This window comes from Mesorhizobium sp. B2-3-11, assembly GCF_006442215.1.
Classification (GTDB): domain Bacteria; phylum Pseudomonadota; class Alphaproteobacteria; order Rhizobiales; family Rhizobiaceae; genus Mesorhizobium; species Mesorhizobium salmacidum.
On the sequence record NZ_VFVS01000017.1, the window covers coordinates 81,781 to 108,013 of the forward strand.

Sequence of the window (26,233 nt, forward strand, 5' to 3'; positions counted from 1 at the left end):
CAAAATTTCCGAGGGGTGAAACTTCGTGCCCGAGGCTAACGCTTCGAGAATGGGAGCCCTTATGCTTGACCGAATTGCCAAACCCAGGATTGTTCTTTGCGCCCTGACGCTGGCGCTCGCATCCGCACCCGCCCATGCATTCGAGGCGGCGACAGCCTACCAGCCCATTTTCGAAACGGCGGCGGCCAAGACGGTAACGTTGACCGGCCACGACCTGACCGTCGATCAGGTCATCGACATCGCCCGCAACGGCGCCAAGGTCGAACTCAGCCCGGAAGCGCTGCAGCGCTCGGCGGATGCCTACGGCCTGCTGCTCGAGGGTGCCGCCGAAGGTATCACGATCTACTGGTTCAACCGCGGCGCCGGCGACCAGCGCGAAACGGTGATCTTCTCCGGCGACCCGACGACGCCGGAAAACAGCAAGCTCCTCAAGGATCAGCAGCTCGCCCGCTTCAAGGGCGGGGTCAACAGAGGCTACGGGCCGGAACTGCAGGAGGAGGCGCTCGTGCGCGCGATCATGGCGATCCGCGCCAACACCATGTCCTACGAAGCCGCCAGCCCGCAGCTGACGCATATGCTCCTCGACATGCTGAACAAGCGGGTGACGCCGGTCGTGCAATCGCGCGGCACGCTCGGCGAAGGTGACCTCGCGACACTCGGCAATATCGGCGCGGCCATGGTCGGCGAAGGCGAGGCCTACCTCAACGGCGTTCGCATGCCGGCCGCGCAGGCCCTCTCGCAGGCCGGCCTGAAGCCGCTCGAACCGTTCGCCGCCGACCAGGCCGCGCTGATCAGCAGCAATGCCTACGCGCAGGCACAGGCGGTGCTTTTGCTGGAGGACGCGCGAAAACTGCTGGAATGGACCGACCTCAGCTACGCCATGGGGCTGAACGGCATGAATTCCAGCGTGACGCCGATATCGGCGCCGGTGCAATCCATGCGGCCTTACCCGTGGCTGACATGGGATGCGGCGAGGATCATGGACATGATCAAGGGCAGCTATCTCTTCGATGAGGATGCGGCCCGCATCATCCAGGACCCGGAAAGCATGCGCGCCTCCAGCCAGCGCCAGGGCTCGGCCTGGCAGGCCTGGGCGGATCTGCGCCAATCCGTGCTGCTCTCCATCAACTCGTCGGATCACAATCCGGCCGTGCTGCCGGGCCTGACGCCGCAGAGCTCGCCCGAGCTGAGCACACCGCAATTCCTGAAATATTACATCAAGGGCGGACCGCTGAGTAACGGCAAGTCCGGCTATATCTTCTCCAACGCCAACTGGGATCCCTATCCCATGGCCAATCAGGTCGAGGCTTTCACCATCTCTCTCACCAATCTTGGCGTCGCGGTGGCGCAGCGCATCGAGCGCTTCCGCAATCCCTTCTTCACCGTGGTCAAGCCGGCCGATGTGCTGAAGCCCGAAGAGCGCAAGGATATCCCGACCTTCGACGGCTATCTTCCGACCGATCTTTGGCAGGAACTGGCCGACCTCGGCACGCCGGTGACACCGAATGGCCAGGCCATCGTCGCCACCGTCGAGGACCTCGAAGCGCAGACCCGCATCAAAACGCAACGCGCCCGCGAAGCGGTCGATCTGTCGTTTCACCTGTTGGCTCAGGACCTGTTGACGGCAAGCTATTGGATGGAAATCCGCAAGGCGCAGAACCCGCAGCGGAAATTCGGTGAGGCGCCAACCGCGGCACTCGAGGCGCTGCGCCAGGTGATCCCCTGGCATCAGGCGGCATCGGAACGGCAAAAGCGGCCGCTCGGCATGGTCGCCTATGATTTCATGCAGGAGAACCCGGCCTCGAAATTCTATCCCGGCGGACCGCAGGCGCCGAAGAGTGCCGCATTTCCGACGGCCGGCGTTCTGCCCAAGTGATGAAGGCCGCCGCAAGGCGGGTACCAGGATACCGATGCCCACCTTCAGGACGGTCGAGTAGCAATGGCGATCACCTCGCGGAGACGAATATTAGCGCTGGCGAATTTTCATTGCCTGCTGGTCATTTTGGCCCGATGATCGGCAGGCGGCATGACCGCATGTCGGTTCGATGCCGCTGATCAGGGAGGAGAGCATGGCAAAGTTTCTCTACATCTATCATGGCTCGGGCAAGATGCCGGCGAACGAAGCGGACCGCAAAGCAATGACCGACGCCTGGACAGGCTGGTTCGGAAAACTCGGCTCGGCCGTGGTCGAGCGCGGCAATCCTGTCGGCATGTCGAAGACGGTGCTGCCCGGCGGCAAGGTCGAGAACAATGGCGGCAGCAACCCGACCGGCGGCTATTCGATCATCGAGGCGAAGGACATCGATGATGCGGCCAGCAAGGCCAGGGAGTGTCCGATCCTGATGGAGCCGAACTGCAACGTCGAGATCGCGCCGATCATCAACATGATGGGCTGACGCCTGCTTAGAGCAATTCCAGGAAAAGTGCGAAGCGGTTTTCCCCGGAGAAGCGCGTAGCGCTTTCCCTAAGGAATTGCGTTAAAAAAGAGCTAGAGTGGTTCGACGTTTCCATAAAACGGCGAACTGCCCTAGGACCTCGCCGCAATGGCCGCCGCGGCACCGGCCATTGTCGTGGCGCTGACGCGGTTGGCGATCTTCATGGCGCGCTTGCTCCTGAGCAGCTTGCGCGCCTGCGAGGCGGCAAGCACCCAGGCGAAATCGATGGCGATCAGCACCACCGCCATGGTCGCCGTCAGTTCGACCCAGCCGACGAGGCTGACCGAAGCGAGGTCTATGATGGTCGGCAACAGCGCCAGATAGAACATCATGATCTTGGGATTGCCGAGCGTGACGGCCATGCCGGCCAAGAACAGCTTGCCGGCCGAATCCTCGCGCGGCATCTCGCCTTCCTTGGCGTCGACGGGCGCCGTCCACATCTTCCAGGCGAGGTAGGCGAGATAGGCGACGCCAACCCATTTCACCATGACGAAAGCGAGATGGAAGGTCTGCGCCACCACCGCCAGCCCGAACACAGCCAGCGACAGCCAGATGCCTTCGCCGATCCACATGGCAAGCAGGAACGGAAACACATCGCGAAACCCTTTCGAGATGACGCGCGCGACGAGCGCCGCGATCGACGGACCGGGCGAACCGGCGGCCACGAACAAGGCGGCGGCGAAGATCAGCAGTGAGGCGAGATGCATGGCGAGGGTCTCTGCGTTGGGGCTCGATCAGCCACAATAACCCGACAGCTGCGGCTCTGGCAAAGGCAAGACAATATGGGCCGTGGGCGCTGACCTGCCGCGTGCTCGCGGAGCCCTTGCAGACCCGGCGTCACGCCGCTAGAAGGGCCGCCGCGAAACAATTTCGAGCCTCACTTTGCCTCAGTAATCGCCGGTCTCGTCAAACTCCCCCGACACACCTGCATGGCGCCGCATCAGCAGTGCCTGTTTCGTTTTCATGTGTTCTTCTGGGCGGCGGTTCGAGACCGGTTTGGCACTGCTGAACCGCTGTCGCACGCTTTTTGCAAGCGACACCTGTATTCACATTCTCCGCAGCCACCCGCCACGCCGCGCCCGCATGGGCATCTCGACATCGCCGACCGGATGAACTTCCCGACGGGAAGGACTTACCGGCATGTCTTCGGCCCTGCGCATCCACTGGACGATCGCGCCTGAAATCGCACCACGCCCCCTGATCAACTGCAATCGCTGCGGCTGCGTGAAAGCCTATCGCTGCAGCGGGAAATTCCGCGTCAACGCCAACGGCAAGCGCATCGACGTGTGGCTGATCTATCGTTGCGTCGATTGCGACAATTCCTGGAATTTCGGTATTTTCGAGCGCTGCAACCGCCGCGACATCGCGCCGGCGCTGCTCGCGGCACTCGAAAGCAATGATCCGGCACTGGTCCGGAGCCATGCCTTCGACATCGTTGCCCTGCGCAAACAGGTGGGACGCGTCGAGGAGTTCCCTGACGCCGCCGTGCGCAAGCAGGTGATCGGCGAGATGAAGGAAGACGCGACGGCGCTGGAACTCCGGCTCGGTCTGGAAACGCCGGTATCGCTGAGGCTCGACCGGCTGCTTGCCAACGAACTTCGCATCTCGCGGTCGCGGCTTCAGGCGCTGGACGAACGGAAGTTGCTGACCGTCGAGCCGGATGGAGCAAAGGCCCTGCGCAAACCAGCCCGAGAGGGAGCGACAATCCGCATCCATCTCGCCGGCGAGCCCGACCGTCGGACCATCATCTCGGCTGCTGGTGGGTGAACGAAAAAGGGCGGAGCACAGGTGCTCCGCCCTCTCAGTTCTCGAAAAAGGAAAACCTTACGCCGCGCCGACCGCCTTGGACGACTTCTCGAAACGCTTACGCTCGTTCGGGTCGAGATAGAGCTTGCGCAGGCGGATGGTCTTCGGCGTCACCTCGACCAGCTCGTCGTCCTGGATCCAGGCCAATGCGCGCTCCAGCGTCATGCGGATCGGCGGGGTGAGCTTGACCGCTTCATCCTTGCCGGCGGCGCGGATGTTGGTCAGTTTCTTGCCCTTCAGCACGTTCACTTCGAGATCGTTGTCCCGGCTGTGGATGCCGATGATCATGCCCTGATAGACCTTGACGCCCGGATCGATGACCATCGGGCCACGGTCTTCCAGGTTCCACATGGCATAGGCGACCGACTCGCCCTGCTCGTTGGAGATCAGCACGCCGTTGGTGCGGCCGGGCAATTCGCCCTTGTAGGGTTCATAGGCATGGAACAGCCGGTTCATCACGGCGGTGCCACGCGTATCGGTCAAAAGTTCCGACTGGTAGCCGATCAGGCCGCGCGTCGGCGCGTGGAAGACGATACGCTGGCGGTTGCCGCCCGACGGGCGCAGTTCGACCATTTCGGCCTTGCGTTCCGACATCTTCTGCACGACGACGCCGGCATGCTCCTCGTCGACGTCGATCACGACTTCCTCGACCGGCTCCAGCAATTCGCCATTCTCGCCCTTCTGCATGACGACGCGCGGACGCGAGACGGCGATTTCAAAGCCTTCGCGGCGCATCGTCTCTATCAGCACGGCGAGCTGCAATTCGCCACGTCCGGAGACGAAGAACGAATCCTTGTCGGGCGATTCCTCGATCTTGAGCGCGACATTGCCTTCGGCTTCCCGAAGCAACCGGTCGCGAATGACGCGGCTGGTCACCTTGTCGCCTTCGGTGCCGGCCAGCGGGCTGTCGTTGACGAGGAAGGACATGGTCACGGTCGGTGGATCGATCGGCTGTGCATGCAGCGCCTCGGTCACCGCCAGGTCGCAGAACGTGTCGGCGACGGTCCCCTTGGACAGGCCGGCAATGGCGACGATGTCACCCGCCTGCGCTTCTTCAATCGGCTGGCGCTCGAGGCCACGGAAAGCGAGGATCTTGGAGATGCGGCCGGTTTCGATCTGGGTGCCGTCATTGTGCAGCACCTTGACGGCCTGGTTGGACTTCAGCGTGCCGCTCTCGATGCGGCCGGTGATGATGCGTCCGAGGAACGGATTGGCTTCCAGGATGGTGCCGATCATGCGGAACGGACCGGGATGGACGGTCGGCGCCGGCACATGCTTGATGACGAGGTCGAACAACGGCGCGAGCTGCTGGTCCTTGGGCCCTTCCGGGTTTTCCGACACCCAGCCGTCGCGGCCCGAACCATAGAGGATCGGGAAGTCGAGCTGCTCGTCGGTGGCGTCGAGCGCGGCGAACAGGTCGAACACCTCGTTGACCACCTCGACATGGCGCGCGTCGGGACGGTCGATCTTGTTGATGACGACGATCGGCTTCAAGCCGACCTTGAGCGCCTTGCCGACGACGAACTTGGTCTGCGGCATCGGCCCTTCGGCGGCGTCGACCAGCACGATGGCCGAATCCACCATCGACAGGATGCGCTCGACCTCACCGCCGAAATCGGCGTGGCCGGGGGTATCGACGATGTTGATGCGGGTGTCCTTCCAGTCGACCGAGGTCGCCTTGGCCAGGATGGTGATGCCGCGTTCCTTTTCGAGATCGTTGGAATCCATGGCGCGCTCGGCGACGCGCTGGTTGTCGCGGAAGGAGCCGGACTGTTTCAAAAGCTGATCGACCAGGGTGGTCTTTCCATGGTCGACGTGCGCGATGATCGCGATATTACGGAGGTTCATGATTCTGGTCTCGGAAGCGTTGCAGGCAGCAGGCCAAGGGCGCTGCCTCTTTCGGTTGCGCGGCTCATACAGGGTTTTTCGCAGTTGCGAAAGGGGACGCGCGACACCAAATACTCATCAAATCTTAAGCATCTGCGTGTGAAATGATTTTGTTAACCAAGGCGGGAACCTTTTAAGGCCCCGGGCAGTTCGAACGTCATGACCGATAAACTCAACCGATTTTGGCCGCTGATCGCGTCCGCTGCGTTTGCTGTCCTGCTGGCGGCCAACGCCGCGCAGTCGGCCGCGACGCTGAAGGAAGCGCGGTCTGTCCTGCCTGATAATACGCCTTCCGCGCAGCAGGCCTTTGCCGACGCGCCCGACGGCGTCGACCCGGTGGTCACCGGCCCGGTCAGCGCCGCCTTCAAGCAGAGACAGGCCAGCGCCAACTGCGATGCGGCGGTTTGGCCCAACATTCCAATGGTCTGCTACCCCGACTGAGACGCCTCTCGCGCCAGTTCTTACACGCTGAGGCGTGTCTATATTCAGGTGAGGCCGAGTCGAAAACGGTGGATTCCGAGAACCGGAGCAGAGCGTACTTTTGTACGTGAGCACCGGAAGCGCAGGAAGCCGCCGTTTGCAGGCCGGCCTCACCTGAATATCGACGCGCCTCAAGCCGCCTGCGGTTCCGGATCGAAGGCCGGTCGGCTGGTGTTGATCAGGAGCGAAATACAGGCCGCCGCGATTGCCGTCATGCCGGCAATCAGGAACGCCAGTTCGTAATTGCCTTGCAGTTCACGCATGGTGCCGCCGAAGGCGGCGGCGGTGGCGGCACCCACCTGGTGGCCGGCGACGATCCAGCCGAACACGATCGGCCCGCTGCGGTCGCCGAAGGCTTCGTTGGCCAGCCGCAGCGTCGGCGGCACTGTGGCGATCCAGTCGAGGCCGTAGAGCACGGCGAAGATGATCAGGCTGGTCGCCGAAAACCCGGAATAGGGCAGGTAAATCAGCGACAGGCCACGGATGCCATAGTAGACGCCGAGCAGCTTGCGCGGGTCGAAACGGTCGGTGAGCCAGCCTGACAGCGTGGTGCCGATCAGGTCGAAAATGCCCATCATCGACAGCAGGCCGGCGGCCTGCACCTCGCCAATACCCATGTCGCCGCAGAACGCGATCAGATGCGTGCCAACCAGCCCGTTGGTGGTGAAGCCGCAGACGAAGAAGGTGGCGAACAGGTACCAGAACACCCGCGTGCCGGCGGCGCGGCGCAACGTGTTGAGCGTATGCGCCAGGAAATTGCCTTGTGACGCGGGCGAAGTCGGCGGCACATCATCCGTCTCGGCGCCATAGCGCACCATGCCGATCGAAGCCGGGCGCTCCGGCACCAGCAGCCAGACCAGGGGGATCAGCGCAGCAGTGGCGATCGCGACGGCGACGACAACGGGCTGCCAGCCGCCGGCTTGCGCCAGCGAGGCGATCAGCGGCAGGAAGACCAGCATGCCGGTGGCGCTGGAGGCCGACATCAGCCCCATCACAAGGCCGCGATTGGTCTTGAACCAGCGGTTGACGATGGTGGCGCCGAGCACGCTGGCGACGGCGCCGGATCCGATGCCGGAAAAAACGCCCCAGGTGATGAACAGATGCCATGGCTTGGTCATCAGCAGGCTGAGCGTGGTCGAACCTGACATGATCACCAGCGATGCAAGCAGCGTGCGGCGCAGTCCGATGCGCTCCATCAGCGCTGCTGCGAACGGACCGGTTAGCCCATAGAGCAGGATGCCCACGCCCGCGGCCAGCGAAATGACGTCGCGTCGCCAGCCGAAACTGTTTTCCAGCGGCAGCATCATGACGGAAGGCGCCGAGCGCAGGCCGGCGGCGATCAGCAGGCAAAGGAAGATGACCCCAACCACGACGAAAGCGTAGCGCTGGCCAAATGGACGGGATTGAGCTATCATGTTACTGACCGGTACGTTGCAAGGTGGGAGTATGTATCGTACCGATCGGTAACATTGTCAATCGAGTCCCATGATGCCAAGCGACAAAAATATTGAACTGACCATCAGAGACGGTCATGCTTCCGCGCCACCCAAGGCCGCCAAGAAGATCCTCGACGTGGCCTATGACCTGTTCTACCGGCGAGGTATCAGGGCGATCGGCGTCGACGAAATCGTCAAGCGCGCCGGCGTCACCAAGCCCAGCCTCTATCGCAGCTTTCCCTCCAAGGACGAGCTGGCCGCCTCCTACCTCAGGCAATACGATCTTGAATACTGGGAGCGTTTCGATGAGGCCGTTGCCGCCTATCCCGGCGACCCGCGCGCGCAGATCAAGGCTTTCCTGACCCGCATCGGCAAGCGAACGCAAGTGGCGGACTATCGCGGCTGCGGCATGACGAATGCGGCGGTCGAATATCCCGACCACAGCCATCCGGCCCGCGTCGTCAGTGAGGCCAACAAGCAAGAATTGCGCCGCCGCCTGCGCGCCATGGCGGCTGCGATGGGCGCGCAAGACCCTGACACGCTGGGCGACGGGCTGCTGCTCCTGATCGAAGGCGCCTATATCAGCGGCCAGCTCTTCGGCCTCGGCGGACCGGCGCAGTCGGTTGCCCGCAACGCCGACCTGCTGATCGAAGCGAGCTTGAAGAAATAGCGATTGGCGATACGCTGGGGCGACCTCCAACGGAGATCTCCGCGATGCGCAGCCTGTTGATCCCGCTCACCTTCGCCGGCCTCTGCCAGGCGGCACAAGCCGGCGAGATATCCAGCGCCTACACCGACCTCGACTGGAAGAAGGACTGCGTGACCTATGCGCAGGCCGAGCAGGGCGACGGCGACTGGGCCGACCTCGCCTGCTCCGGTTATCGCGGCTATTCCGTGCTGATCGGATATGACGACGCCCGCGAATCGCTGTTCTACGGCTTTCCGCCCGGCGGCGACATGACGTCCGCCTGGGAAAGTTTTTCGGCCTTGAATTCGTCTGGGGCCAAGGTCGAGTGGCGCATCGAAACCAATGGCGACAAAGCCGTGCCATTCGCGGTCATCCACCGCCGCTCGATCAGCGATCCCGAGGACGAGACCAAGAAGACCGAGGTGCTGCTCGTCGCCAAGGTCGCCCAGATGGACGCCCGTGACGGCTGCACCGTCGGCCTGGTGCTGGCCACCGGCAACCTCACCGCCAACGACCAGGCGCGCAAGATCGCCGACGAGAAGGCGAAAGGCTTCGCCTGTGGCAAGGACAAGCGCGTGGTGGTCGGCAACGTGCCGGCTTTCGGCCGGGTCGATAACTGAGGACGTCGCCGAAGCGCCGCTTCGCGGCTGCTCCGCCCCGGCATGACGAAGTCGGGTACCTACTTGCTCGCCTTCGCCCGGTCGATCGCGTCCATGATCATCTTCTTGGCATATTTGGAATCGTGCCAGCCCTCGATCTTGACCCATTTGCCGGGCTCGAGATCCTTGTAGTGCTCGAAAAAGTGCTGCACCTGCTGGCGCGTGATGTCGGGCAGCTGCGTGTATTCGGTGACGTTCTCGTATCGCAGTGTCAGCTTCGGCGACGGCACCGCGATGATCTTCTCGTCCTGGCCGGCATTGTCTTCCATGATCAGCACGCCGATAGGCCGCACGTTGATGACGCAGCCCGGCACCAAAGCGCGCGTGTTGCAGACCAGCACGTCGATCGGGTCGCCGTCGCCCGACAGCGTGTGCGGCACGAAGCCGTAATTGCCGGGATAGCGCATCGAGGTGTGCAGGAAGCGGTCGACGAACAGCGTGCCGGCCTCCTTGTCCATCTCGTACTTGATCGGCTCGCCGCCGATCGGCACCTCGATGATGACGTTGACGTCGTCAGGCGGATTCTTTCCAGTGGCTATGGCTTCGATGCGCATGGCTTTTGTCCCTCTCTCGATTGGCAGGAGATAGCGGGCGGCGCAAAATGGTGCAATGCGGCGAATGGTGCTTAGATGCATCCGGAGAGACGCGACGGGGCTCCACGCGTTCAATCATCGGCACAAGATGTTTCAGCGCCGTGATTTTGCGTGAGTCGGGGACTTCGCCTTCCGATTATTCCCCGGCGGTCACTCCCAGACGAAGGCGACCTTCTTGAGCGCCTTCTGCTCGAAAATCTCGACGCCTTCGGCGATGTCGCGGCCGCCGGCCCCGGCATAGAAGGCAAGCGCGTTCTGGTTGTCTTCCAGCGCCCACACCACCATGCCTTTCAGCCCGTGGTCGGCGAGACGTGCCTTGGCCGCCGAAAACAGCCGCCTGCCAAGCCCGATGCCCTGATACTCCGGGCGCAGGTACAATTCGTAGATCTCGCCCTGCTGCTTGAGTTCCTTGGCGCGATTCTTGCCGATCGTCGCATAGCCGGCGATCTTGCCGCCGATCTCGACGACCAGCACGGTGGCCGCGCGGCGGATGGCATTCGCCCACCAGTCGGCGCCACGGCGGTTGATCATCGATGTCAGCGTACGGTGCGGAATGATGCCGGAATAGGCGCCCCGCCAGGCTTCCAGATGCACCTCGGCAATGGCGCCGGCATCGCGCGGGTCTGCCTTCCGAATGTCGATCGTCAGCGTATTCATGATTTATTAACCATAAACCCGCATTGCCCGATTGCAAGAGTCCTGGCGGCCGATGGTGCGCTTTCGCACAGACGATCCATAACGCTGCTGACATCCAGCAAAGCCTGTCAGGAATCCGGCTGAGGAGCGTTTGCGGGCGAGCTTTCAGATCTCGACCAGATGGTCGTCCAGCTCGTTGGTATCGCCTTGCGTGACCGGGAAGTGCTCGGCCAGCACCGCCCCCACCTGCTCGATTGCCGTGACGAAGCCGTCGGCGAGCCGGTCGTCGCCGGCATGCGCGGTGAGATCGCGCACCACTCTGTCCCAGACATGCTGGCCGACCTTGGCGTCGACGCCTGAATCGGCGACCACCTCGGCATAGCGTTCGGCGATCGAGACGAAGATCAGCACGCCGGTGCGCGCTGTGGTGCGGTGGACGTTGCGGGCGAGGAACTGCTTGACCGCATTGGCATGCGCGGCCAGATAGCGCAGCCGACGCGGCACCATATGGATGCGCAGGCCGGGCAGCGTCCACAGCAGGGCAAGCACGCAGACCAGCGCCAGCAACTCAGCGATGACGAAATGAGGCAGGCGGATGGTGAGCCACCAGGCCTCCAGCCCATAGGCGATCACGAGGCTGACGACCAGCATGCCGAGCGTCGCCATCAAGGCCGCAGGGGCGAAATAGCCATCGCTGGCATGCGCCACGACGCAATAGATTTCGCCGTCGGTCCTGGATTCCGCCGAGCGGATCGCAGCGGCGATCCGCTCATGATCCTGTGGGCTGATTGGTCGTGTTGCCATGATCTTGTCTCACCAGCTTCCTGAAGAACCGCCACCGCCGGACGAGCCGCCGCCACCCGAAAACCCGCCGCCGCCGCTGCTGCTTGACCCCGAAGACCACCCGCCGCCAGAACTGCCCGAGGACCAGCCGCCGCCCGACCCCGTCGTCCAACCGCTGCTGCGCGTGGATCCGCCCGCTCCCTGGCCATAACGAAACGTCATGCCCAGCCATCTATACACGCCCGGCGACAGCTTCGTGCCGAACATCGGCGGCAGGAATGCCATTGCCAGGCCGCCGAAGAACATCGTCGCCCACAGGATCAGGAACACGGCGACGACCGGGTCCATGGGAGTGCTGCTGTCGGCGGGATTGCGCTTGCCGCGCGCCTCCAGTTCCTCCGGATTGCCTTCCAGCACCATGACCATGTCGTCAACGGCCTTCGAGATGCCGCCGGAGAAATCGCCGGCACGGAAGGCCGGCACCATGTCTTTCTCGATGATCAGCTTGGTGTGCAGATCGGTCAGCGTGCCTTCCAGCCCATAGCCGACCTCGATGCGCATCTTGCGGTCGTTTGGCGCGACCAGAAGCAGAACGCCGTTGTTCTCCTTGGCCTGCCCCAGTTTCCAGAAGCGGAACAGCCGGTTGGCGTAAGGTTCGATCTCCTCGCCGTCGAGGCTGGGGATGGTAGCGACGACGATCTGGTCCGAGCCCTTGGTTTCGAAGTCCGCCAGCTTTTGCGTCAGCGCCGCCTTGGTCGCGGCATCGATGATGTCGGCATTGTCGACGACGCGGCCGCTCAGAACAGGCAGCTCGGCGGCGAAACCCGCGAAGCTGGACAGCAGTAGCGCCAGCACCATCAGGACAGCATGGATAGCCGGGATAAGGCGGCCGGACCTCAGCAGGCTGATGCTGCGCGTCGTCATGCCCTTACCAGCTTCCCGAGGAGCCGCCGCCGCCGGACGAACCGCCGCCGCCCGAAAAACCGCCACCGCCGCCGCCCGAAGACCAGCCGCCGCCGGAACTTCCGGACGACCAGCCGCCCCCGGATAAGGACCGCCGGTGCGGCTCGAAGGTCATGCCGAGCCAGCGATAGCGTCCGGGCCCAAGCTTCTGGCCGAAGATCGGCGGCAGGACCGAAGCCGCGATGCCGCCGAAGAAAATGATCGCCCAGATGCTGATGAAAATGGCGAAGAACAGGTCGTCGGAATTGAACGGGGCCTGCTCGTTGCGCTTGCCGCGCGCCTCCAGCTCCTCCGGATTGCCCTCCAGCACCATGATCATGTCGTCGACGGCCTTCGAGATGCCGCCGGAGAAATCGCCGGCGCGGAAGGCCGGCACCATGTCGTTCTCGATGATCAGCTTGGTGTGCAGATCGGTCAGCGTGCCTTCCAGCCCATAGCCGACCTCGATGCGCATCCTGCGGTCGTTGGGCGCGACCAGAAGCAGGACGCCGTTGTTTTCCTTGGCCTGGCCGAGCTTCCAGAAGCGGAACAGCCGGTTGGCGTAGGGTTCGATCTCCTCGCCGTCGAGGCTGGGGATGGTGGCGACGACGATCTGGTCCGAGCCCTTGGTTTCGAAGTCCGCCAGCTTCTGCGTCAGCGCCCCCTTGGTCGCGGCATCGATGATGCCGGCATTGTCGACCACGCGGCCCGTGAGCGCCGGCAGATCCGCAGCGAAGGCGGTTAGGGGCAAGAGGAGGAAAAGGCAGAATAACGCGCCAAGAAAAGCCAGGTTGGCGTTCTGTCGCGCCCCCCTCTGTCCGGCAGGACACCTCTCCCTCACGGGGGAAGATTGGATGTCATACAGGGTTTCGCCAATCGCCAGGGATTGAGAGTGGAAGCCGGCCGCAAAGCGGCCAATCTCCCCCCTTGCGGGGGGTGAGGAGTGGTCCGCGAAGCGGACGGAAAGCCAATTGCTTGGCTTTCCGAATGACGAACGCCCGGAGCGACAGCGAAGGGCCGGGTCCGGCAGGACAGAGAGGGGTGTTTGCACGCCAGCGATCCGTCTTTTCGCGGAATTTATTTCGATGACAGTCGCCGTTCACCCGCCCTGCTTCGTGCCAAAATCGACCTTCGGCGGCTGCATCTTGTCTTCCGCTACGGTGAAGTTGGCGAAGGGCTCGCTGCCGCGGAACCAGAAGGTCGCCCACAGCACCGACGGGAACGTCTTCAGCGTCAGATTGTAGTCCCTGACGGCCTGGATGTAGTCGCGCCGCGCCACCGCGATGCGGTTCTCCGTGCCTTCGAGCTGCGCCTGCAGCGCCAGGAAATTCTGGTTGGCCTTGAGGTCGGGATAGGCCTCCGACACCGCGATCAGCCGCGAAAGTGCGCTGGTCAGCCCTGCCTGGGCATCCTGGAACTTCTTGAGCGCTTCCGGATCCTTCAGCGTTTCCGGCGTTACCGTGATCTGCGTCGCCTTGGCCCGCGCCTGGACAACAGCGTCGAGCGTGTCCTTTTCATGCGAGGCATAGCCTTTGACCGTCTCGACCAGATTGGGGATGAGGTCGGCGCGGCGCTGATACTGGTTCAACACCTCGCTCCATGCCGCCCTGGCGTTTTCTTCCGCCGTCGGGATCGTGTTGTAGCCGCAGCCGGCAAGCAGCGGCAGCACGATTGCCATCATCAGGAAGGTGGGCAGCGTGCGTAATGTCGATGGTCGAGCAAGGCGCTGGGCAAGCATGATGGGGTCCCTCGATAGAAGTTGCATCCGAAGCATTACCACAATCGGCCCGCAAGAAAACGGCCCCGACCTCTGCATCAGGCTCGGCATGGATCACCCCGCGCAAGGCCCTGTGATTGGCCGCGCGAACGCGATAAGGTTCCACCAAAACGGGACATCATCATGCCGGAAGGCCAGGACAGCGACAGGGAATCGCGCCGTATCCTCCAGCGCGTCGCGCAGGAGACCGATCCGGCCGGCAATTCTTTCGTGGCACGGACGGCAAAAGGCATGCACGACCACGTCTCCGCGGCCGATGCCGACCGCTCGGACCCGATCGAAGTCTGGGGTACGCGCGTTGGCAGGATACTCGGCCTGCTTCTGGCGCTGGGCTTGATGGTCTGGCTCGTGCTTTTCCTCACCCGGGGCAGCTAGGAATCAAAAACAATGAGCGCCGAAAGAACCGACGCGCCGCGCGCGGTCATCGTCATTTCCAGCCATGTCGCGCGTGGCTCGGTCGGCAACCGTGCCGCCGTGTTCGCGCTGGAGACACTGGGCTTTCCGGTCTGGGCGGTGCCGACAATCATCCTGCCATGGCATCCCGGCCATGGCCGCGCGACCCGCATCGTGCCGCCGCTCGACCAGTTCAAGGCGCTGATGGCCGATCTGGAGCGCGCGCCGTGGCTCGGTGAGGTCGATGCCGTGCTGTCGGGCTATCTCGGCGAGGCCGGCCAGGCAGAGGCGGTCGCCTCTCTGGTCGCCGCTGTCAAGACGAGAACGCCCGACGCCGTCTATATCTGCGATCCGGTGATGGGTGATTCCGGTGGCCTCTATGTGCCCGAGCCCACCGCCGCCGTCATGCGCGACCGGCTGATGCCGATCGCCGACATCGCCACTCCCAACCGCTATGAGCTGGAATGGATGGCCGGCGCGCCGCTGCCCGACCTGAAATCGGTGATCTCGGCGGCACTCCATGCCGGACCGTCGACCATGCTGGTCACCTCGGCACCGTCGATGATTTCAGGCGGCACCGGCAATCTGCTGCTCGACGGCACCCAGGCGCTGCTCGCTGAACACCGCCTGATCGACAAGCCGCCGAACGGCCTGGGCGACCTGACCGCGGCGGTCTACCTGGCGCGCATCCTGTCCGGCCAGCCGGCGATCAAGGCGCTGCAGTCGACCACGGCGGCGGTCTACGAGATCCTGGCGCGCACGGCAAAACGCGGCGGCGACGAGTTGCAACTCGAGACCGATGCGCAGAGCCTGTCGCACCCGATGGCCATGGTCCAGCTGCGCCACCTCACGCATCCGGGGCGGGACCGCCGGGCGTGACCCCGGCCAAAGTCCTGCTCGTCGGCGCCGATGGCTGCAAGGCCGGCTGGATCGCCGTGCTGCGCGAACCCGGTTCGACACCTCGTAACCCCGACGCCGCGCCTTCGGCCGATGTCTTCCCCACCTTCGCCGCCTTGCTGGCGGCGATCCCCCACGACGCGATCGTCGCCGTCGACATGCCGATCGGCCTGCCCGAATTTTCCAGCAAAGGCGGGCGCGGACCGGAGGCGCAGGTGCGGCCGCTGCTCGGTGCGCGCCAGTCCAGCGTCTTTTCGATCCCGTCGCGCGCCGCGCTCTATGCCGACACCAGCGGCTTCACCACGACCGAAGCCTGGTACGCAGCACATCTCAGGGCAAGCGACGTGGCCAGGACGACATCGGACCCTCCGCGCGGCGTTTCCATCCAGGCCTTCGGCATCTTCTCGAAAATCCGCGAGATCGACGCGTTGCTGATCGCGCGGCCCGAGCTGCGCGGCCGTGTCTTCGAATCGCACCCGGAAGTCGCCTTCTGCCGCCTGAACGGCGATCGGGCCATGCTGTTGCCGAAGAAGATCAAGGGCAGCGTCAATCCAGCCGGCATGGCGGAACGCAAGGCGCTGCTTTGCCGGCACGGCTATGACATGGATTTCCTCGAGCAGCCGCCGCCACGTGGTGCGGCCGCCGATGATTTCCTCGACGCGGCGGCCATGATGCTGATCGCCGGCCGCATCGCCAGTGGCGAAGCAAAGCCGTTTCCCAATCCGCCGCTCGCTGACGGCTTTGGCATACCGGTCGCCATCTGGGCGTGACAAAGTCGGCGGGCGTCCCGCTTTGGCGCATGGCATTTATGGCCAGCTCCCGCAATTCTGCATTGCTCGCAGCGGGCTTTTGCCGTTAGAGCCTTTCCTCGACCGCAACGAGCTGCCGCCTCCAACCGGAAAGGCCTTAGCCGCCCATGCCTCATCTTCCCGACCACCTCCTCGCCGGCTACCGCAATTTCATGAACGGCCGCTACCTCACCGAGAGCGGCCGCTATCGCGAGCTCGCCCGCGAAGGCCAGGCGCCCGAGACCATGATCGTCGCCTGTTGCGATTCGCGCTCCGCGCCCGAGGCGATCTTCGACGCCGGCCCCGGCGAGCTTTTCGTGTTGCGCAATGTCGGCAATCTGGTGCCGCCTTACGAGCCGGACGGCGAGTTCCATTCGACCTCGGCGGCGCTCGAATTCGCCGTGCAGAGCCTCAAGGTCAAGAACATCGTCGTCATGGGCCACGGCCGCTGCGGCGGCATTCGCGCCGCGCTCGACCCCAATTCCGCGCCGCTGTCTCCTGGCGACTTCATCGGCAAATGGATGAGCCTGATCGCGCCGGCTGCCGAGACGGTGTCGGCCAGCACCTTCATGACGGCGACAGAGCGCCAGACGGCCCTCGAGCGCATCTCGGTCCGCTATTCCATCGCCAATCTCAGGACCTTTCCCTGCGTCTCGATCCTCGAGGGCAAGGGGCGGCTGTCGCTGCACGGAGCGTGGTTCGACATTTCGACCGGCGAGCTCTGGGTGATGAACAAGGAGACCGGCGATTTCGAGCGGCCGGTGCTGGAATGAACGGGGCCGGGCGACAGCTGACGGACGTCCGGCCGGTCGTCTTCACGGCAGCCGTATTGCTGTTGGCGATCATGGCCGCTCGCGCCGATGACCGCGCCATCATCAGCCGCTGGTATTCGGCGCTGCTGGTCGCCGATCGCACCGAACTGGCGGACCTGCTCGCCGACGACGTCCGCATCAAGCTCGACGACCTCGGCGTCGTCCAGAGCAAACAGGAATTCATCGCTTCGCTCGACGAATGGAAAGGTGCGGTTGCCGGTGCTGCTATCCGCCACCGCATCGAGAAGAGCGAAGGCGGGGTGACCACCGTGATCGCCTGCTACGATTTCCCCAACAATGACATGCTGATGCAGGAAACCTTCGCGGTGAGCGACAACCGCATCACCGCCAGCTCGCAAGCAGCGATCGCCGAAACCTGCGAGGGCTACTGAGGCGGAGCGACCAACTGGTATATTGCGGGTCAGCAGGCAGCGTCCTACATCGGTGATACCCTCCTTCCTGACGCCAGCGAAAGACCCTCCATGCCCTCCACGAAAGTCGTCGATCTTGCCGCCCATCCGTTGACCGTGTGGCGAGGCCCGCTCGGTCTGCCCGATTTTGCCCATATTGGCGATGGTGATTTTTCCCCCGTCTTCGACGCCGCGCTGAAGGCGCATGAGGCGGAGATAGACGCGATCGCCACCAACAAGGAAGTGCCGACCATCGAGAACACGCTTGCCGCGCTGGAACTTGGCGGCGAGGCGCTCGATCATGTGTCGTCAATCTTCTGGTGCCGCGCCGGCGCTTATACCAACGAGACGATCCAGGCGCTGGAGCGCGACATTTCGCCGAAGATGTCGAGGCACTTCTCAGCGATCTCGATGAACGAGAAGCTGTTTGCCCGCATCGACGACCTCTACCAGCGCCGCGAAGCTCTGAAGCTCGATCCCGAGACGCTGCGTGTCCTGGAGAAGACCTGGAAAGGCTTCGTGCGTTCCGGCGCCAAACTCGACGCCGACGGCAAGATACGATTGGCCAAGATCAACGAGGAGCTGTCGTCGCTCGGCACGACTTTCGGTCAGAACGTGCTGGCCGACGAGCGCGACTGGGCGCTGTTCCTCGACGAGGCCGACCTCGCCGGCCTGCCGGATTTCGTGAAAAGTTCGATGGCCGAGGCCGCCGAGATGCGCGGCCGGAAGGGCCGCTACGCCGTCACCCTGTCGCGCTCGATCTACGAGCCGTTCACGACCTTCTCGGAACGCCGCGACCTGCGCGAGATCGCCTATCGCGCCTTCACCATGCGCGGCCAGAATGGCGGCGCGTCCGACAACACGACCGTGGTGCGCGACATGCTGAAGCTGCGCGCCGAAAAGGCGAAGCTGCTCGGCTACGCCTCCTTCGCCGCGCTCAAGCTCGACGACACCATGGCCAAGACGCCGATGGCGGTGCATGCGCTGCTCGACCCGGTCTGGGAAAAGGCGCTGGAAAAAGCCGCCGCCGACCAGAAGCAGCTGGAGCGGCTGGCGGCCGAGGCCGGCAGCAACGAAAAATTCGCTGCCTGGGACTGGCGTTTCTACCAGGAGAAGCTGCGCGCGGAAAAGTTCGCTTTCGACGAGGCGGAACTGAAACCCTTTCTGCAGCTCGACCGTATCATCGATGCCTGTTTCGATGTGGCGACACGGCTGTTCGGCATCACCTTCCAGGAGAAGAAGGGCATCGCCGCCTGGCATCCGGACGCGCGAGTCTTCGTGGTGAAGAACGCCGACGGCAGCGAGCGCGGCCTGTTCCTGGCCGACTATTTCGCGCGGCCTTCAAAACGTTCCGGCGCCTGGATGAGCGCGCTGAAGTCCGGCTACAAGCTCGGGCATGGCTCGCAGCCGGTGATCTACAACATCATGAACTTCGCCAAGCCGCCGGCGGGCGAACCGGCCCTGCTGTCGGTCGACGAGGCGAAGACCTTGTTCCACGAGTTTGGCCATGCGCTGCACGGCATGCTGACCGACGTTACCTGGCCGTCGGTGTCCGGCACCTCGGTCAGCCGCGATTTCGTTGAATTGCCCTCGCAGCTCTATGAGCACTGGCTGACGGTGCCGGCGGTGCTGGAAAAGCACGCGCTGCATGTCAAGACCGGCAAGCCGATGCCGCAGGCGCTGCTCGATAAGATGCTGGCCACGCGCACTTTCGGCGCCGGCTTCGCCACCGTCGAGTTCACCGCTTCTGCCTTGATCGACATGGCCTACCATGCACTGCCCGATGCACCGGAAGAGCCGCTTCGTTTCGAAGCCGAAACATTGGAAAAGCTCGACATGCCCGACACGATCGCGATGCGCCATCGCACCCCGCATTTCGGCCATGTCTTTGCGGGCGAAGGCTATTCGGCCGGCTATTATTCCTACATGTGGTCCGAGGTGCTCGACGCCGATGCCTTCGCCGCCTTCGAGGAAACAGGCGATCCCTTCAACCCGGCGCTGGCCGAGCGGCTGAGGAAGAACATCTATGCCGCCGGCGGCTCGAAGGACCCTGAGGAGCTTTACACGGCGTTTCGCGGCAAGATGCCTTCGCCCGAAGCAATGATGGTCAAGCGCGGATTGGTGTAGCGCCCTTTTCCTTCTCCCCTTGTTGTGGGAGAAGGAAGAACCCTACACCGCCCAAGGATCAGCCACCCTCGGCCACACTGGCCGGCTCAGCTTCGTGTAATTCGTCGCCGCCGGATTGCTGGGATACGAACTCGGCGCTGCGACATAGATGATCTCGGCGGCGATCGGCTCGAAGCCGGCGTAGAAATGATTCGTTGATTTGATCAGCAGTAGGTCCTTTGTCAGCGGATCGACGCCGATGTTGGAAAAGACATCGGGCTCGAAGGTCTGCGTGCGATTGGTGTTCAGGATCACATCGACCTCGGTGCCTTCGATGCGCACCACCGCTGACGGTCCCAATGTCACGCGGCTCGGACCGAAACTCTGCCAGCCTTCGCTGACAGCCTTCAACACGGTGACGCGCGCGTCGATCGGCTCGCCCGCCTGCGGCCCGGCCTTGCCGCCGAAGCGCAGGTCGATGACCGCGCCCTCGCCCGCCGCCTGGCAGAAAGTCACCGCGATCGGATCCCAGATCGTCGCCACGCCGACGCTTGCGATGCCCCGCGCCAGCAGTTCGCGAAGCACGATGGTGCCGTCGCCGGGAACGCCGCCGCCGGGATTGTCCCAGATGTCGGCGATGACCACGGGCTTGCCGGGATTTTCGGCGCGAACGGCCAGCGCCCGATTGATGCCGTCGGCCGCGCTCAGCATGGCCATCGCCGTCGTTTCGCGCATGGCATAGAGCTCGCGTCCCAGCCGCTCGGCCAGCGCATCGCCTTTGGCCTTGTCATCGTTGGTGACGACAAGGATGCGCGTGCCCATTTCGGGCACGTCCGCGGCCATGAAGCCATGGATGACCGAGACCGACAGCACGCCGTCCTTGCCGTGCAGCGCCTTGATGCGGTCGACGAAGGAGCGCATCGGTTCGCGGCTGGTCGGCAGCACCTGGATCATGCGGCAGTCGAAGGTCGAGATGACGGGTTTGATCTCGCCGCGCGCCGCGGCAAGTCCAAGTTCGACGACGTGCTCGCCGCGCTCGTAGAAATCGGTGTGCGGGAATTCGAGGAAGTAGGCCATGATGTCGGACGCCGCCACGCGCTTCGGCGTCAGATGGCTGTGCGGATCGAACTCGCAGGCGATCACCACGCCGGGCCCGACAATGCCGCGCACGCGCTCCAGCAGATCGCCCTCGCAATCATCATAACCCTGCGCCACCATGGCGCCATGCAGGCCCAAAATGACGGCGTCGACCGGAAGTGCCGCCTTGAGCTGGCCGAGTATCTCGTCGCGCAGCGCTTCATAAGTCTGCCGCTGCACGAGACCGCCGGGCTCGGCCCAGGTCGCGGTGCCCTCGATCACGGTCAGCCCTTCCGCGGCCGCGCAACGGCGCAGCGCCACGATCGGCGAGGAACACAGGGTCGGCGTTTCCGGATGCTTGCCCGGCCCGGCATAGAACGCCATCTCGAACGAGGCCCGGTCGGTCGGCACCGGCGAGAAGCTGTTTGTTTCCGTCGCCAGCGAGGCGGTGAAGACGCGCATGAAAGCTCCGTAGACTTCTTGTTTTTCGCAATTCCGGACGGAAAACCGCCGCGCACTTTTCCTGGACTTGCTGGGATCGCTACTTGACCGCCCCGAGCGCCAGCCCCCGAACGAGATAACGCTGCAGCCAGATGAACAGGATCGCCACCGGCAAAGTGGCCAGCAGCGTCGCGGCCATGACGTGATGCCATTCGATCGTGTAGCGGCCGGCGACCAACGAGAACACCTGGATCGGCAGCGTGTAGCTCTCCTGGCTGCGCAGCATGGTCAGCGCCACGACGAATTCGTTCCAGGCGTTGATGAAGGTGAAGATCGCCGTCACCGCGATCGCCGGCAGGCAGAGCGGCAGAAACACTTTGCGCAGCGTCAGCCAGCGGCCGGCGCCTTCCATCCAGGCCGCCTCCTCGAGGTCACGCGGAATGGTGTCGAAATAGCTCTGCAGCATCCAGACCGTGAAGGCGACGTTGAAGGCCATGTAGATGAAGCCGAGCGCGGTGGTCGATTCGACCAGCCCCCAGGCGGCCATCAGCCGGAACAGGCCGAGCACCAGCACGATCGGCGAGATCATCTGCGAGATCAGCAGGAACTGGCGGAAGGCGCCGTAACCGGCAAAGCGAAAGCGCGACATCGCGTAAGCCGCCGGCACCGAGATCAAGATGGCGCCGAGGGTGGCGATCACCGAGACATAGAGTGAATTGGCCAGCGCCTGGCCGAAGCCGGTCGCCACCCACATGTCGGAAAAATTCGACCAGCGGAACTCGCTCGGCCACCATGTGGGTGTCAGCACCTCGGTCCGTGGCTTGACCGCCGTCAGGAACATCACCGCGAAGGGAAAGATCGTCACCACGATCAAGGGCGCCAGCAACAGCCAGGCGATGACGGTGCGCTTCAGCTTGCCAGTCATGCGCGCTGCTCCCGCATCGCGAGGCGCACATAGATCATGGTGAAGATCAGCAATATGGCGAACATCACCAGCGACACCGCCGAAGCCTCGCCGAGTTTGCCGATGCGGAACGCGAGCTTGTAGAGATGGGTGACCAGGATGTCGGTCGAGTTGGCCGGCCCGCCCTGCGTCATCACCCAGATGATCGGGAACGAGTTGAAGACGTAGATGGTGTTGAGCACGATGGCGATGTTGATGAACGGCTTCAGCAGCGGAAAGGTGATCTCGCGGAACTGCTGCAGCGGCGTTGCCCCTTCCAGTGCGGCCGCCTCGTAGAGATCGTCCGGGATCGACGACAGGCCCCCGAGGAAGATCGTGGTGGTGAACGGCACCGTCACCAAGATGCCGATCAGAACCTGCATCGGAAAGGCGGTTCCGGCCTGTGCCAGCCACTGGATGTTGTGGTCGATCAGGCCAAGCCCGATCAGCGCCGAATTCAGCATGCCGCTTTCGCCGCTCAGTGCCCAGCGCCAGACCACCGCCGTCATGGTCAGCGACACCGCCCAGGGCAGCATGATGATGACACGGGCAAGGCCCCGGCCATAGAAATCGGTGTTGAGGATCATCGCCACCGGGATCGAGAGCAGCAGCGCGCCGCCGACCACCAGCAAGGTCCACAGCCCGGTGCGCCAGAGTGCGGCGACAAAATCGGGATCGGCGGTCAGCGCGGCGAAATTGGCAAGGCCGCTGAACTCGCGCAACTGACCGAAGCGGTTGACGTCATGTGTCGCGATCTGGATCAGGTCCCAGACCGGCCAGAAGATGACCACCGCCGCCAGGAACAGGCTGGGCAAGGTCAGGAGATAGGGCAGGAAGCGATTTTGCATCGGCTTGGGTTGAGTCCCGGTGCGCTGGATCTGAGTTTCTGCTTATGCGAATTTCGGATCCGCTGCACCCGGCAGGAAGTCAAAAATGTGGCGCGCCCCGCCTGAGTCGGGGGCGCGCCACGGGCGCAGGGAGATACGCCCTATTTCTTCAGCACGGCATTGGCCTTGGCCGCGGCGTCCTTCAAGCCTGCTTCGGGATCGCCGCCGAGATAGATCTTCTGCATGGCATCCGAGGTGATCTGGGCAACTTCTTCCCAGCCCGGGATGACTGGCGCGAAACGGGCATCCGGAAGCAGGGCAGTGAAGGCGGCGAGATCGGCGTTGTTGACGTAATAATCCATCTTGGCCTCTTCCTTGTTCACCGGGAGGAAGCCTTCGCCTTGCGTGAACTTGGCGCGCTGCTCCGTGGTGAACAGGAAGTCCATCAGCTTCCAGGCCTCGTCCTTGTTCTTGGAGTTCTTGAACATGATCATGGAGTCGGTGACGCCATAGGTGCCGCGCACGCCGGTCGGACCGGCCGGAATGGCGGCCACGCCGTATTTGAGGCTCGGCGCCTCCTCCTTGATCTGGTTGGACAGGAAGGGCGCCGTGATCATCATGCCGACCTTGCCCTGCTTGAACAGGTTCTGCACGTCCTCGCGGTTGTTGGAGGTGACGCCGGGCTCGGTCAGCCCCTCGTCGATCATCGACTTGTAGAGCTTGGCGGCTTCGAGCGCGCCCGGCGTGCCGAGGCCCGACGTGCCGTCCTTGTTGAGGATCTCGGTACCCTGCGACCACATCGCGTAATAGTAATAGACGTCGGTCTCGATCTCCTTGCCCTGCAGGCCGAAACCGAAGGCACCCTGCGCCTTGATCTTGCGCGCATCCTCCTGCAGTTCGGTCCAGGTTGCCGGCGGCTTGGCGATGCCGGCCTTCTCGAACAGCTCCTTGTTGTAATACATGGCGCGCGCCGAAGCGGCGATCGGCAGGCCGTAGGTCTTGCCGCCCATGATCGAGGGCGACAGGAAGGTGTCGATGAAGCGGCCCTTGAATTCGGGCGTGATATAGCTGTCGAGCGGCTCTGCGACATCCTGCTGGACGAAATCGATCAGCCAGCGCGTGCCTATGATGGAGAGATCCGCATTGGTGCCGGCGGTTATGTCGGTGGTCAGCTTCTGCAAGAGCACATCCCACGGCACCACCTCGAACTTGACCGTGATGCCGGGGTTCTTCGCCTCGAACTCCTTCTTGACCTGCTCGAAGTAGGGGCCGGTCTTGGCGCTGTATTCAGCGACGGTAACCCGCACTTCGCCGGCCTCTGCCTGCGCCGCGAAGGCCAGCATGCCCATTCCGGCCATCAGGCCGGCCGTCCATTTTGCAAGGTTCATCCGATCTCTCCCATTTGTCCGCGCATTCGCGCTCCTTGTGCCGGTGCTGACACAAGATTTATGTGACTTTCCTACATTATCGATGAATTCGCCGCATGCAAGCGGATTAATATGTTGCTTAATTACATCGTGTTCTTTAGCCTCCCGGCATCTGCCCGACCTGCGGGAGGAGCAAGCGCCGTGGTTTCGAGAGCCGAATTCGAAGGCAGGACCGTCATAGTCACCGGCGCCGGTGGTGGCCTTGGCTCGGCGATCGTCGCATTGCTGGCCGACAGGGGCGCGCGGGTGGTCGGCTGCGACCAGTCGCAAGAGGCGCTGGCGAGCCCGCACCTTGCCTCGCGCCATGTCTTCGACCTTCTCGACCGGGCCTCGGTCGAAGCCACGATCGCCGCCGTGCTTGAAAAGGACGGCGTCCCCGACATCCTGATCAACAATGCCGGCTGGACCCGCGCCGAGACGCTTGATGCGCTGACGGCGGACAGGATCGAGCACGAACTCGACCTCAACCTGACCGGCGTGATGATGTTCGCCGATCCCATTGCCAAGGCGATGGCCGCGCGCGGTTCGGGCAGCGTCGTCTTCATTTCCTCCGTCAACGCCATCGCGCATTTCGGCAACCCCGCCTATGCCGCCGCAAAGGCCGGCATCAACGCATATTCCAAATCGATCGCCGTCGAGCTCGGCCGCCGCGGCGTGCGCGCCAATGTGGTTTGCCCCGGATCGATCCGCACCGCCGCCTGGGACCATCGCCTTGCCAAGGACCCTGAGATCTTGGGCAAGCTGCAGCGGCTCTATCCGCTCGGCCGCATCGTCAACGCCTCGGAAGTCGCCGAAGCGGTGGCTTTCCTTGCCTCCGACCGGGCCTCGGGCGTAACAGGCGTGGTGATGCCCGTGGATGCGGGATTGACCGCCGGCTGCCTGCCGTTCATCGACGACATATTGGGAGCGTGACCATGACCGACGTCGAGTTTCGCAACCTGTCGAAATCCTTTGGCCAGCACAAGATCCTCGAGGACATCAGCCTCGACATCAAGAGCGGCGAGTTCGTGGTGCTGGTCGGCCCGTCCGGCTGCGGCAAATCGACCTTGCTGCGCATGCTAGCAGGATTGGAGACCATCAGTTCCGGCGATCTCCTGATCGGCGGCACGCGCGCCAACGACCTGCCGCCGCAGCAGCGCAACATCGCCATGGTGTTCCAGTCCTATGCGCTGTTTCCGCACCTGAAGGCCTCGGACAATATCGGCTTCGGCCCGAAAATCCGGGGCGAGAACCGCACGGCCATCGACCAGAAGGTCAAGAAGGCGTCCGGCGTCCTCAACCTGTTCTCCTATCTCGACCGGTATCCCCGCCAGCTCTCAGGCGGTCAACGCCAGCGCGTCGCCATGGGGCGCGCCATCGTGCGCGAACCCTCGGTGTTCCTGTTCGACGAGCCGCTCAGCAATCTCGACGCACAGTTGCGCGTGCAGATGCGCACCGAGATCAAGGCGCTGCACCAACGGCTGAAATCGACCATCGTCTACGTCACCCACGACCAGATCGAGGCCATGACCATGGCCGACCGCATCGTGGTGATGGACCGCGGCAGGATCCAGCAGGTCGGGGCACCGCTGGAGCTCTATGACCGGCCGGCCAACAAGTTCGTCGCCGGCTTCCTCGGCTCGCCGTCGATGAGTTTTGTGTCCGGGGCTCTCAAGACGACGCCCGAGAAAACCTGGTTCGAGTCGGTCGGCGGCGGGCGGCTTGCGCTCGCCGGCAAGCCGGTGCCGGCAGGCAGTGCGGTGGAGGCGGGCATCCGGCCCGAGCATTTCATCGTCGGTGAAGCCACCGGCACCATGACGCTCAAGGTTGACGTCGTCGAGCCGACTGGTTCCGAAACCCATGTCTACGGTGCCATTGGCACTGATACGGTACGCGCCGTGTTCCGCGACCGGCTGCCGGTCCGGCCAGGCGACCTGCTGCCGGTCTCCGTCGATCCCGGCAACATCCATCTGTTCGACACGGCGACGGGCCTGCCTCTGAGATGACGACG

At 63.7% G+C, this 26,233-nt stretch carries 28 protein-coding genes; 15 read left to right on the plus strand and 13 right to left on the minus strand.

Translation table 11 applies throughout. The annotated features are described in order from the left end of the window. Positions 1 to 61: 61 nt before the first annotated feature. Together FJ960_RS21770 and FJ960_RS21775 are read left to right on the plus strand one after the other, a co-directional pair. Complete coding sequence (locus FJ960_RS21770; RefSeq protein WP_140716689.1) at positions 62 to 1,876, plus strand: aromatic amino acid ammonia-lyase; 1,815 nt, start codon at positions 62 to 64, stop codon at positions 1,874 to 1,876. Positions 1,877 to 2,069: 193 nt separating this feature from the next. Continuing rightward, entirely contained in the window at positions 2,070 to 2,396 is a 327-nt protein-coding gene (locus FJ960_RS21775) for a hypothetical protein (protein ID WP_027145156.1), read from the plus strand. A gap of 131 nt (positions 2,397 to 2,527) precedes the next feature. On the opposite strand, the gene FJ960_RS21780 is transcribed toward FJ960_RS21775, so the two are convergent. Continuing rightward, positions 2,528 to 3,142 carry a LysE family translocator gene (locus tag FJ960_RS21780; protein ID WP_140716691.1) on the minus strand — a complete coding sequence of 205 codons (615 nt, stop codon included), beginning with the start codon at positions 3,140 to 3,142 and terminating at the stop codon, positions 2,528 to 2,530. 222 nt (positions 3,143 to 3,364) lie between these two features. Here FJ960_RS21780 and FJ960_RS21785 point away from each other — a divergent pair, with 222 nt between their 5' ends. Continuing rightward, the gene (locus FJ960_RS21785) at positions 3,365 to 3,616 is read left to right on the plus strand and encodes a hypothetical protein (RefSeq protein WP_140503921.1); all 252 of its coding nucleotides are present in this window, start codon (positions 3,365 to 3,367) and stop codon (positions 3,614 to 3,616) included. Beyond that, positions 3,576 to 4,202 (plus strand): DUF1062 domain-containing protein, encoded by a 627-nt coding sequence (locus FJ960_RS21790; protein WP_140716693.1) that lies wholly within the window; start codon positions 3,576 to 3,578, stop codon positions 4,200 to 4,202. The genes FJ960_RS21785 and FJ960_RS21790 overlap by 41 nt, the downstream gene beginning before the upstream one ends. Positions 4,203 to 4,259: 57 nt before the next feature. Here the strand turns inward: FJ960_RS21790 and typA are convergent, their stop codons facing one another. Next, a complete protein-coding gene (gene typA, locus FJ960_RS21795) occupies positions 4,260 to 6,089 on the minus strand; it encodes a translational GTPase TypA (protein WP_027145159.1) in 1,830 nt (609 codons plus the stop codon). 198 nt (positions 6,090 to 6,287) lie between these two features. Between typA and FJ960_RS21800 the strand changes: the two genes are divergently transcribed. Next, positions 6,288 to 6,569 (plus strand): hypothetical protein, encoded by a 282-nt coding sequence (locus FJ960_RS21800; RefSeq protein ID WP_140503924.1) that lies wholly within the window; start codon positions 6,288 to 6,290, stop codon positions 6,567 to 6,569. Between the two features lie 170 nt (positions 6,570 to 6,739). On the opposite strand, the gene FJ960_RS21805 is transcribed toward FJ960_RS21800, so the two are convergent. After that, positions 6,740 to 8,023, minus strand: coding sequence for an MFS transporter (locus FJ960_RS21805; RefSeq protein ID WP_181174285.1), 1,284 nt, complete (start codon positions 8,021 to 8,023; stop codon positions 6,740 to 6,742). Positions 8,024 to 8,096: 73 nt separating this feature from the next. On the opposite strand from FJ960_RS21805, the gene FJ960_RS21810 reads away from it, so the two are divergent. Further along, positions 8,097 to 8,714, plus strand: a complete 618-nt coding sequence (locus FJ960_RS21810; RefSeq protein ID WP_140716697.1) for a TetR/AcrR family transcriptional regulator — start codon at positions 8,097 to 8,099, stop codon at positions 8,712 to 8,714. A gap of 44 nt (positions 8,715 to 8,758) precedes the next feature. After that, entirely contained in the window at positions 8,759 to 9,352 is a 594-nt protein-coding gene (locus tag FJ960_RS21815) for a hypothetical protein (protein ID WP_140716699.1), read from the plus strand. A 59-nt stretch (positions 9,353 to 9,411) separates the two neighbouring features. Here the strand turns inward: FJ960_RS21815 and ppa are convergent, their stop codons facing one another. From ppa to FJ960_RS21845, 6 genes are all read right to left on the minus strand, one after another. Beyond that, on the minus strand, positions 9,412 to 9,945 hold the full coding sequence (gene ppa / locus FJ960_RS21820) for an inorganic diphosphatase (protein ID WP_140503932.1): 534 nt from the start codon (positions 9,943 to 9,945) through the stop codon (positions 9,412 to 9,414). A gap of 189 nt (positions 9,946 to 10,134) precedes the next feature. Next, complete coding sequence (locus FJ960_RS21825; protein WP_140503934.1) at positions 10,135 to 10,641, minus strand: GNAT family N-acetyltransferase; 507 nt, start codon at positions 10,639 to 10,641, stop codon at positions 10,135 to 10,137. Positions 10,642 to 10,785: 144 nt separating this feature from the next. Next, the gene (locus FJ960_RS21830; RefSeq protein ID WP_140716701.1) at positions 10,786 to 11,424 is read right to left on the minus strand and encodes a TPM domain-containing protein; all 639 of its coding nucleotides are present in this window, start codon (positions 11,422 to 11,424) and stop codon (positions 10,786 to 10,788) included. Positions 11,425 to 11,433: 9 nt separating this feature from the next. After that, on the minus strand, positions 11,434 to 12,327 hold the full coding sequence (locus FJ960_RS21835; RefSeq protein ID WP_140716704.1) for a YgcG family protein: 894 nt from the start codon (positions 12,325 to 12,327) through the stop codon (positions 11,434 to 11,436). A 4-nt stretch (positions 12,328 to 12,331) separates the two neighbouring features. Beyond that, entirely contained in the window at positions 12,332 to 13,135 is an 804-nt protein-coding gene (locus FJ960_RS21840; protein WP_246672901.1) for a YgcG family protein, read from the minus strand. A gap of 309 nt (positions 13,136 to 13,444) precedes the next feature. Continuing rightward, positions 13,445 to 14,083: a LemA family protein gene (locus tag FJ960_RS21845; RefSeq protein WP_140716707.1), complete on the minus strand. Its 639-nt coding sequence runs from the start codon at positions 14,081 to 14,083 to the stop codon at positions 13,445 to 13,447. Between the two features lie 162 nt (positions 14,084 to 14,245). Here FJ960_RS21845 and FJ960_RS21850 point away from each other — a divergent pair, with 162 nt between their 5' ends. The 6 genes from FJ960_RS21850 to FJ960_RS21875 all read left to right on the plus strand — a co-directional run bounded on the left by FJ960_RS21850 (position 14,246) and on the right by FJ960_RS21875 (position 19,549). Beyond that, positions 14,246 to 14,497: a hypothetical protein gene (locus tag FJ960_RS21850; protein ID WP_140503944.1), complete on the plus strand. Its 252-nt coding sequence runs from the start codon at positions 14,246 to 14,248 to the stop codon at positions 14,495 to 14,497. Positions 14,498 to 14,509: 12 nt separating this feature from the next. Next, positions 14,510 to 15,394: a pyridoxal kinase PdxY gene (gene pdxY / locus FJ960_RS21855; RefSeq protein WP_140716709.1), complete on the plus strand. Its 885-nt coding sequence runs from the start codon at positions 14,510 to 14,512 to the stop codon at positions 15,392 to 15,394. Continuing rightward, the gene (locus tag FJ960_RS21860; protein WP_140716711.1) at positions 15,391 to 16,182 is read left to right on the plus strand and encodes a DUF429 domain-containing protein; all 792 of its coding nucleotides are present in this window, start codon (positions 15,391 to 15,393) and stop codon (positions 16,180 to 16,182) included. The genes pdxY and FJ960_RS21860 overlap by 4 nt, the downstream gene beginning before the upstream one ends. Positions 16,183 to 16,328: 146 nt before the next feature. Then, positions 16,329 to 16,973, plus strand: a complete 645-nt coding sequence (locus FJ960_RS21865; protein ID WP_027144539.1) for a carbonic anhydrase — start codon at positions 16,329 to 16,331, stop codon at positions 16,971 to 16,973. Beyond that, complete coding sequence (locus tag FJ960_RS21870; protein ID WP_140716713.1) at positions 16,970 to 17,404, plus strand: nuclear transport factor 2 family protein; 435 nt, start codon at positions 16,970 to 16,972, stop codon at positions 17,402 to 17,404. Before FJ960_RS21865 ends, FJ960_RS21870 begins: the two co-directional genes overlap by 4 nt. Before the next feature lie 90 nt (positions 17,405 to 17,494). Beyond that, a complete protein-coding gene (locus tag FJ960_RS21875; RefSeq protein ID WP_140716715.1) occupies positions 17,495 to 19,549 on the plus strand; it encodes a M3 family metallopeptidase in 2,055 nt (684 codons plus the stop codon). 42 nt (positions 19,550 to 19,591) lie between these two features. Here FJ960_RS21875 and FJ960_RS21880 read toward each other — a convergent pair whose 3' ends face one another. From FJ960_RS21880 to FJ960_RS21895, 4 genes are all read right to left on the minus strand, one after another. Then, entirely contained in the window at positions 19,592 to 21,067 is a 1,476-nt protein-coding gene (locus FJ960_RS21880) for a M81 family metallopeptidase (protein ID WP_140716717.1), read from the minus strand. 79 nt (positions 21,068 to 21,146) lie between these two features. Further along, positions 21,147 to 21,971, minus strand: coding sequence for a carbohydrate ABC transporter permease (locus tag FJ960_RS21885; RefSeq protein ID WP_027144543.1), 825 nt, complete (start codon positions 21,969 to 21,971; stop codon positions 21,147 to 21,149). Further along, complete coding sequence (locus tag FJ960_RS21890) at positions 21,968 to 22,837, minus strand: sugar ABC transporter permease (protein ID WP_140716719.1); 870 nt, start codon at positions 22,835 to 22,837, stop codon at positions 21,968 to 21,970. Before FJ960_RS21890 ends, FJ960_RS21885 begins: the two co-directional genes overlap by 4 nt. 140 nt (positions 22,838 to 22,977) lie before the next feature. Then, positions 22,978 to 24,204: a sugar ABC transporter substrate-binding protein gene (locus FJ960_RS21895; protein ID WP_140716721.1), complete on the minus strand. Its 1,227-nt coding sequence runs from the start codon at positions 24,202 to 24,204 to the stop codon at positions 22,978 to 22,980. Between the two features lie 180 nt (positions 24,205 to 24,384). On the opposite strand from FJ960_RS21895, the gene FJ960_RS21900 reads away from it, so the two are divergent. Together FJ960_RS21900 and FJ960_RS21905 are read left to right on the plus strand one after the other, a co-directional pair. Then, positions 24,385 to 25,155 carry an SDR family oxidoreductase gene (locus tag FJ960_RS21900; protein ID WP_140716723.1) on the plus strand — a complete coding sequence of 257 codons (771 nt, stop codon included), beginning with the start codon at positions 24,385 to 24,387 and terminating at the stop codon, positions 25,153 to 25,155. A gap of 2 nt (positions 25,156 to 25,157) precedes the next feature. Further along, positions 25,158 to 26,228, plus strand: a complete 1,071-nt coding sequence (locus FJ960_RS21905; protein ID WP_027144547.1) for an ABC transporter ATP-binding protein — start codon at positions 25,158 to 25,160, stop codon at positions 26,226 to 26,228. Positions 26,229 to 26,233: the final 5 nt, after the last annotated feature.

Bases quoted from the DNA above. Each gene is read 5' to 3' on its own strand.
- FJ960_RS21905 (WP_027144547.1), top strand. From the start codon at position 25,158: ATGACCGACGTCGAGTTTCGCAACCTGTCGAAATCCTTTGGCCAGCAC.
- FJ960_RS21830 (WP_140716701.1), bottom strand. From the start codon at position 11,424: ATGGCAACACGACCAATCAGCCCACAGGATCATGAGCGGATCGCCGCT.
- FJ960_RS21870 (WP_140716713.1), top strand. From the start codon at position 16,970: ATGAACGGGGCCGGGCGACAGCTGACGGACGTCCGGCCGGTCGTCTTC.
- FJ960_RS21815 (WP_140716699.1), top strand. From the start codon at position 8,759: ATGCGCAGCCTGTTGATCCCGCTCACCTTCGCCGGCCTCTGCCAGGCG.
- FJ960_RS21850 (WP_140503944.1), top strand. From the start codon at position 14,246: ATGCCGGAAGGCCAGGACAGCGACAGGGAATCGCGCCGTATCCTCCAG.
- typA (WP_027145159.1), bottom strand. From the start codon at position 6,089: ATGAACCTCCGTAATATCGCGATCATCGCGCACGTCGACCATGGAAAG.
- FJ960_RS21825 (WP_140503934.1), bottom strand. From the start codon at position 10,641: ATGAATACGCTGACGATCGACATTCGGAAGGCAGACCCGCGCGATGCC.
- FJ960_RS21790 (WP_140716693.1), top strand. From the start codon at position 3,576: ATGTCTTCGGCCCTGCGCATCCACTGGACGATCGCGCCTGAAATCGCA.
- FJ960_RS21890 (WP_140716719.1), bottom strand. From the start codon at position 22,837: ATGCAAAATCGCTTCCTGCCCTATCTCCTGACCTTGCCCAGCCTGTTC.
- pdxY (WP_140716709.1), top strand. From the start codon at position 14,510: ATGAGCGCCGAAAGAACCGACGCGCCGCGCGCGGTCATCGTCATTTCC.
- FJ960_RS21780 (WP_140716691.1), bottom strand. From the start codon at position 3,142: ATGCATCTCGCCTCACTGCTGATCTTCGCCGCCGCCTTGTTCGTGGCC.
- FJ960_RS21865 (WP_027144539.1), top strand. From the start codon at position 16,329: ATGCCTCATCTTCCCGACCACCTCCTCGCCGGCTACCGCAATTTCATG.
- FJ960_RS21875 (WP_140716715.1), top strand. From the start codon at position 17,495: ATGCCCTCCACGAAAGTCGTCGATCTTGCCGCCCATCCGTTGACCGTG.
- FJ960_RS21770 (WP_140716689.1), top strand. From the start codon at position 62: ATGCTTGACCGAATTGCCAAACCCAGGATTGTTCTTTGCGCCCTGACG.
- FJ960_RS21810 (WP_140716697.1), top strand. From the start codon at position 8,097: ATGCCAAGCGACAAAAATATTGAACTGACCATCAGAGACGGTCATGCT.
- ppa (WP_140503932.1), bottom strand. From the start codon at position 9,945: ATGCGCATCGAAGCCATAGCCACTGGAAAGAATCCGCCTGACGACGTC.
- FJ960_RS21880 (WP_140716717.1), bottom strand. From the start codon at position 21,067: ATGCGCGTCTTCACCGCCTCGCTGGCGACGGAAACAAACAGCTTCTCG.
- FJ960_RS21775 (WP_027145156.1), top strand. From the start codon at position 2,070: ATGGCAAAGTTTCTCTACATCTATCATGGCTCGGGCAAGATGCCGGCG.
- FJ960_RS21895 (WP_140716721.1), bottom strand. From the start codon at position 24,204: ATGAACCTTGCAAAATGGACGGCCGGCCTGATGGCCGGAATGGGCATG.
- FJ960_RS21885 (WP_027144543.1), bottom strand. From the start codon at position 21,971: ATGACTGGCAAGCTGAAGCGCACCGTCATCGCCTGGCTGTTGCTGGCG.
- FJ960_RS21785 (WP_140503921.1), top strand. From the start codon at position 3,365: ATGGCGCCGCATCAGCAGTGCCTGTTTCGTTTTCATGTGTTCTTCTGG.
- FJ960_RS21805 (WP_181174285.1), bottom strand. From the start codon at position 8,023: ATGATAGCTCAATCCCGTCCATTTGGCCAGCGCTACGCTTTCGTCGTG.
- FJ960_RS21835 (WP_140716704.1), bottom strand. From the start codon at position 12,327: ATGACGACGCGCAGCATCAGCCTGCTGAGGTCCGGCCGCCTTATCCCG.
- FJ960_RS21800 (WP_140503924.1), top strand. From the start codon at position 6,288: ATGACCGATAAACTCAACCGATTTTGGCCGCTGATCGCGTCCGCTGCG.
- FJ960_RS21845 (WP_140716707.1), bottom strand. From the start codon at position 14,083: ATGCTTGCCCAGCGCCTTGCTCGACCATCGACATTACGCACGCTGCCC.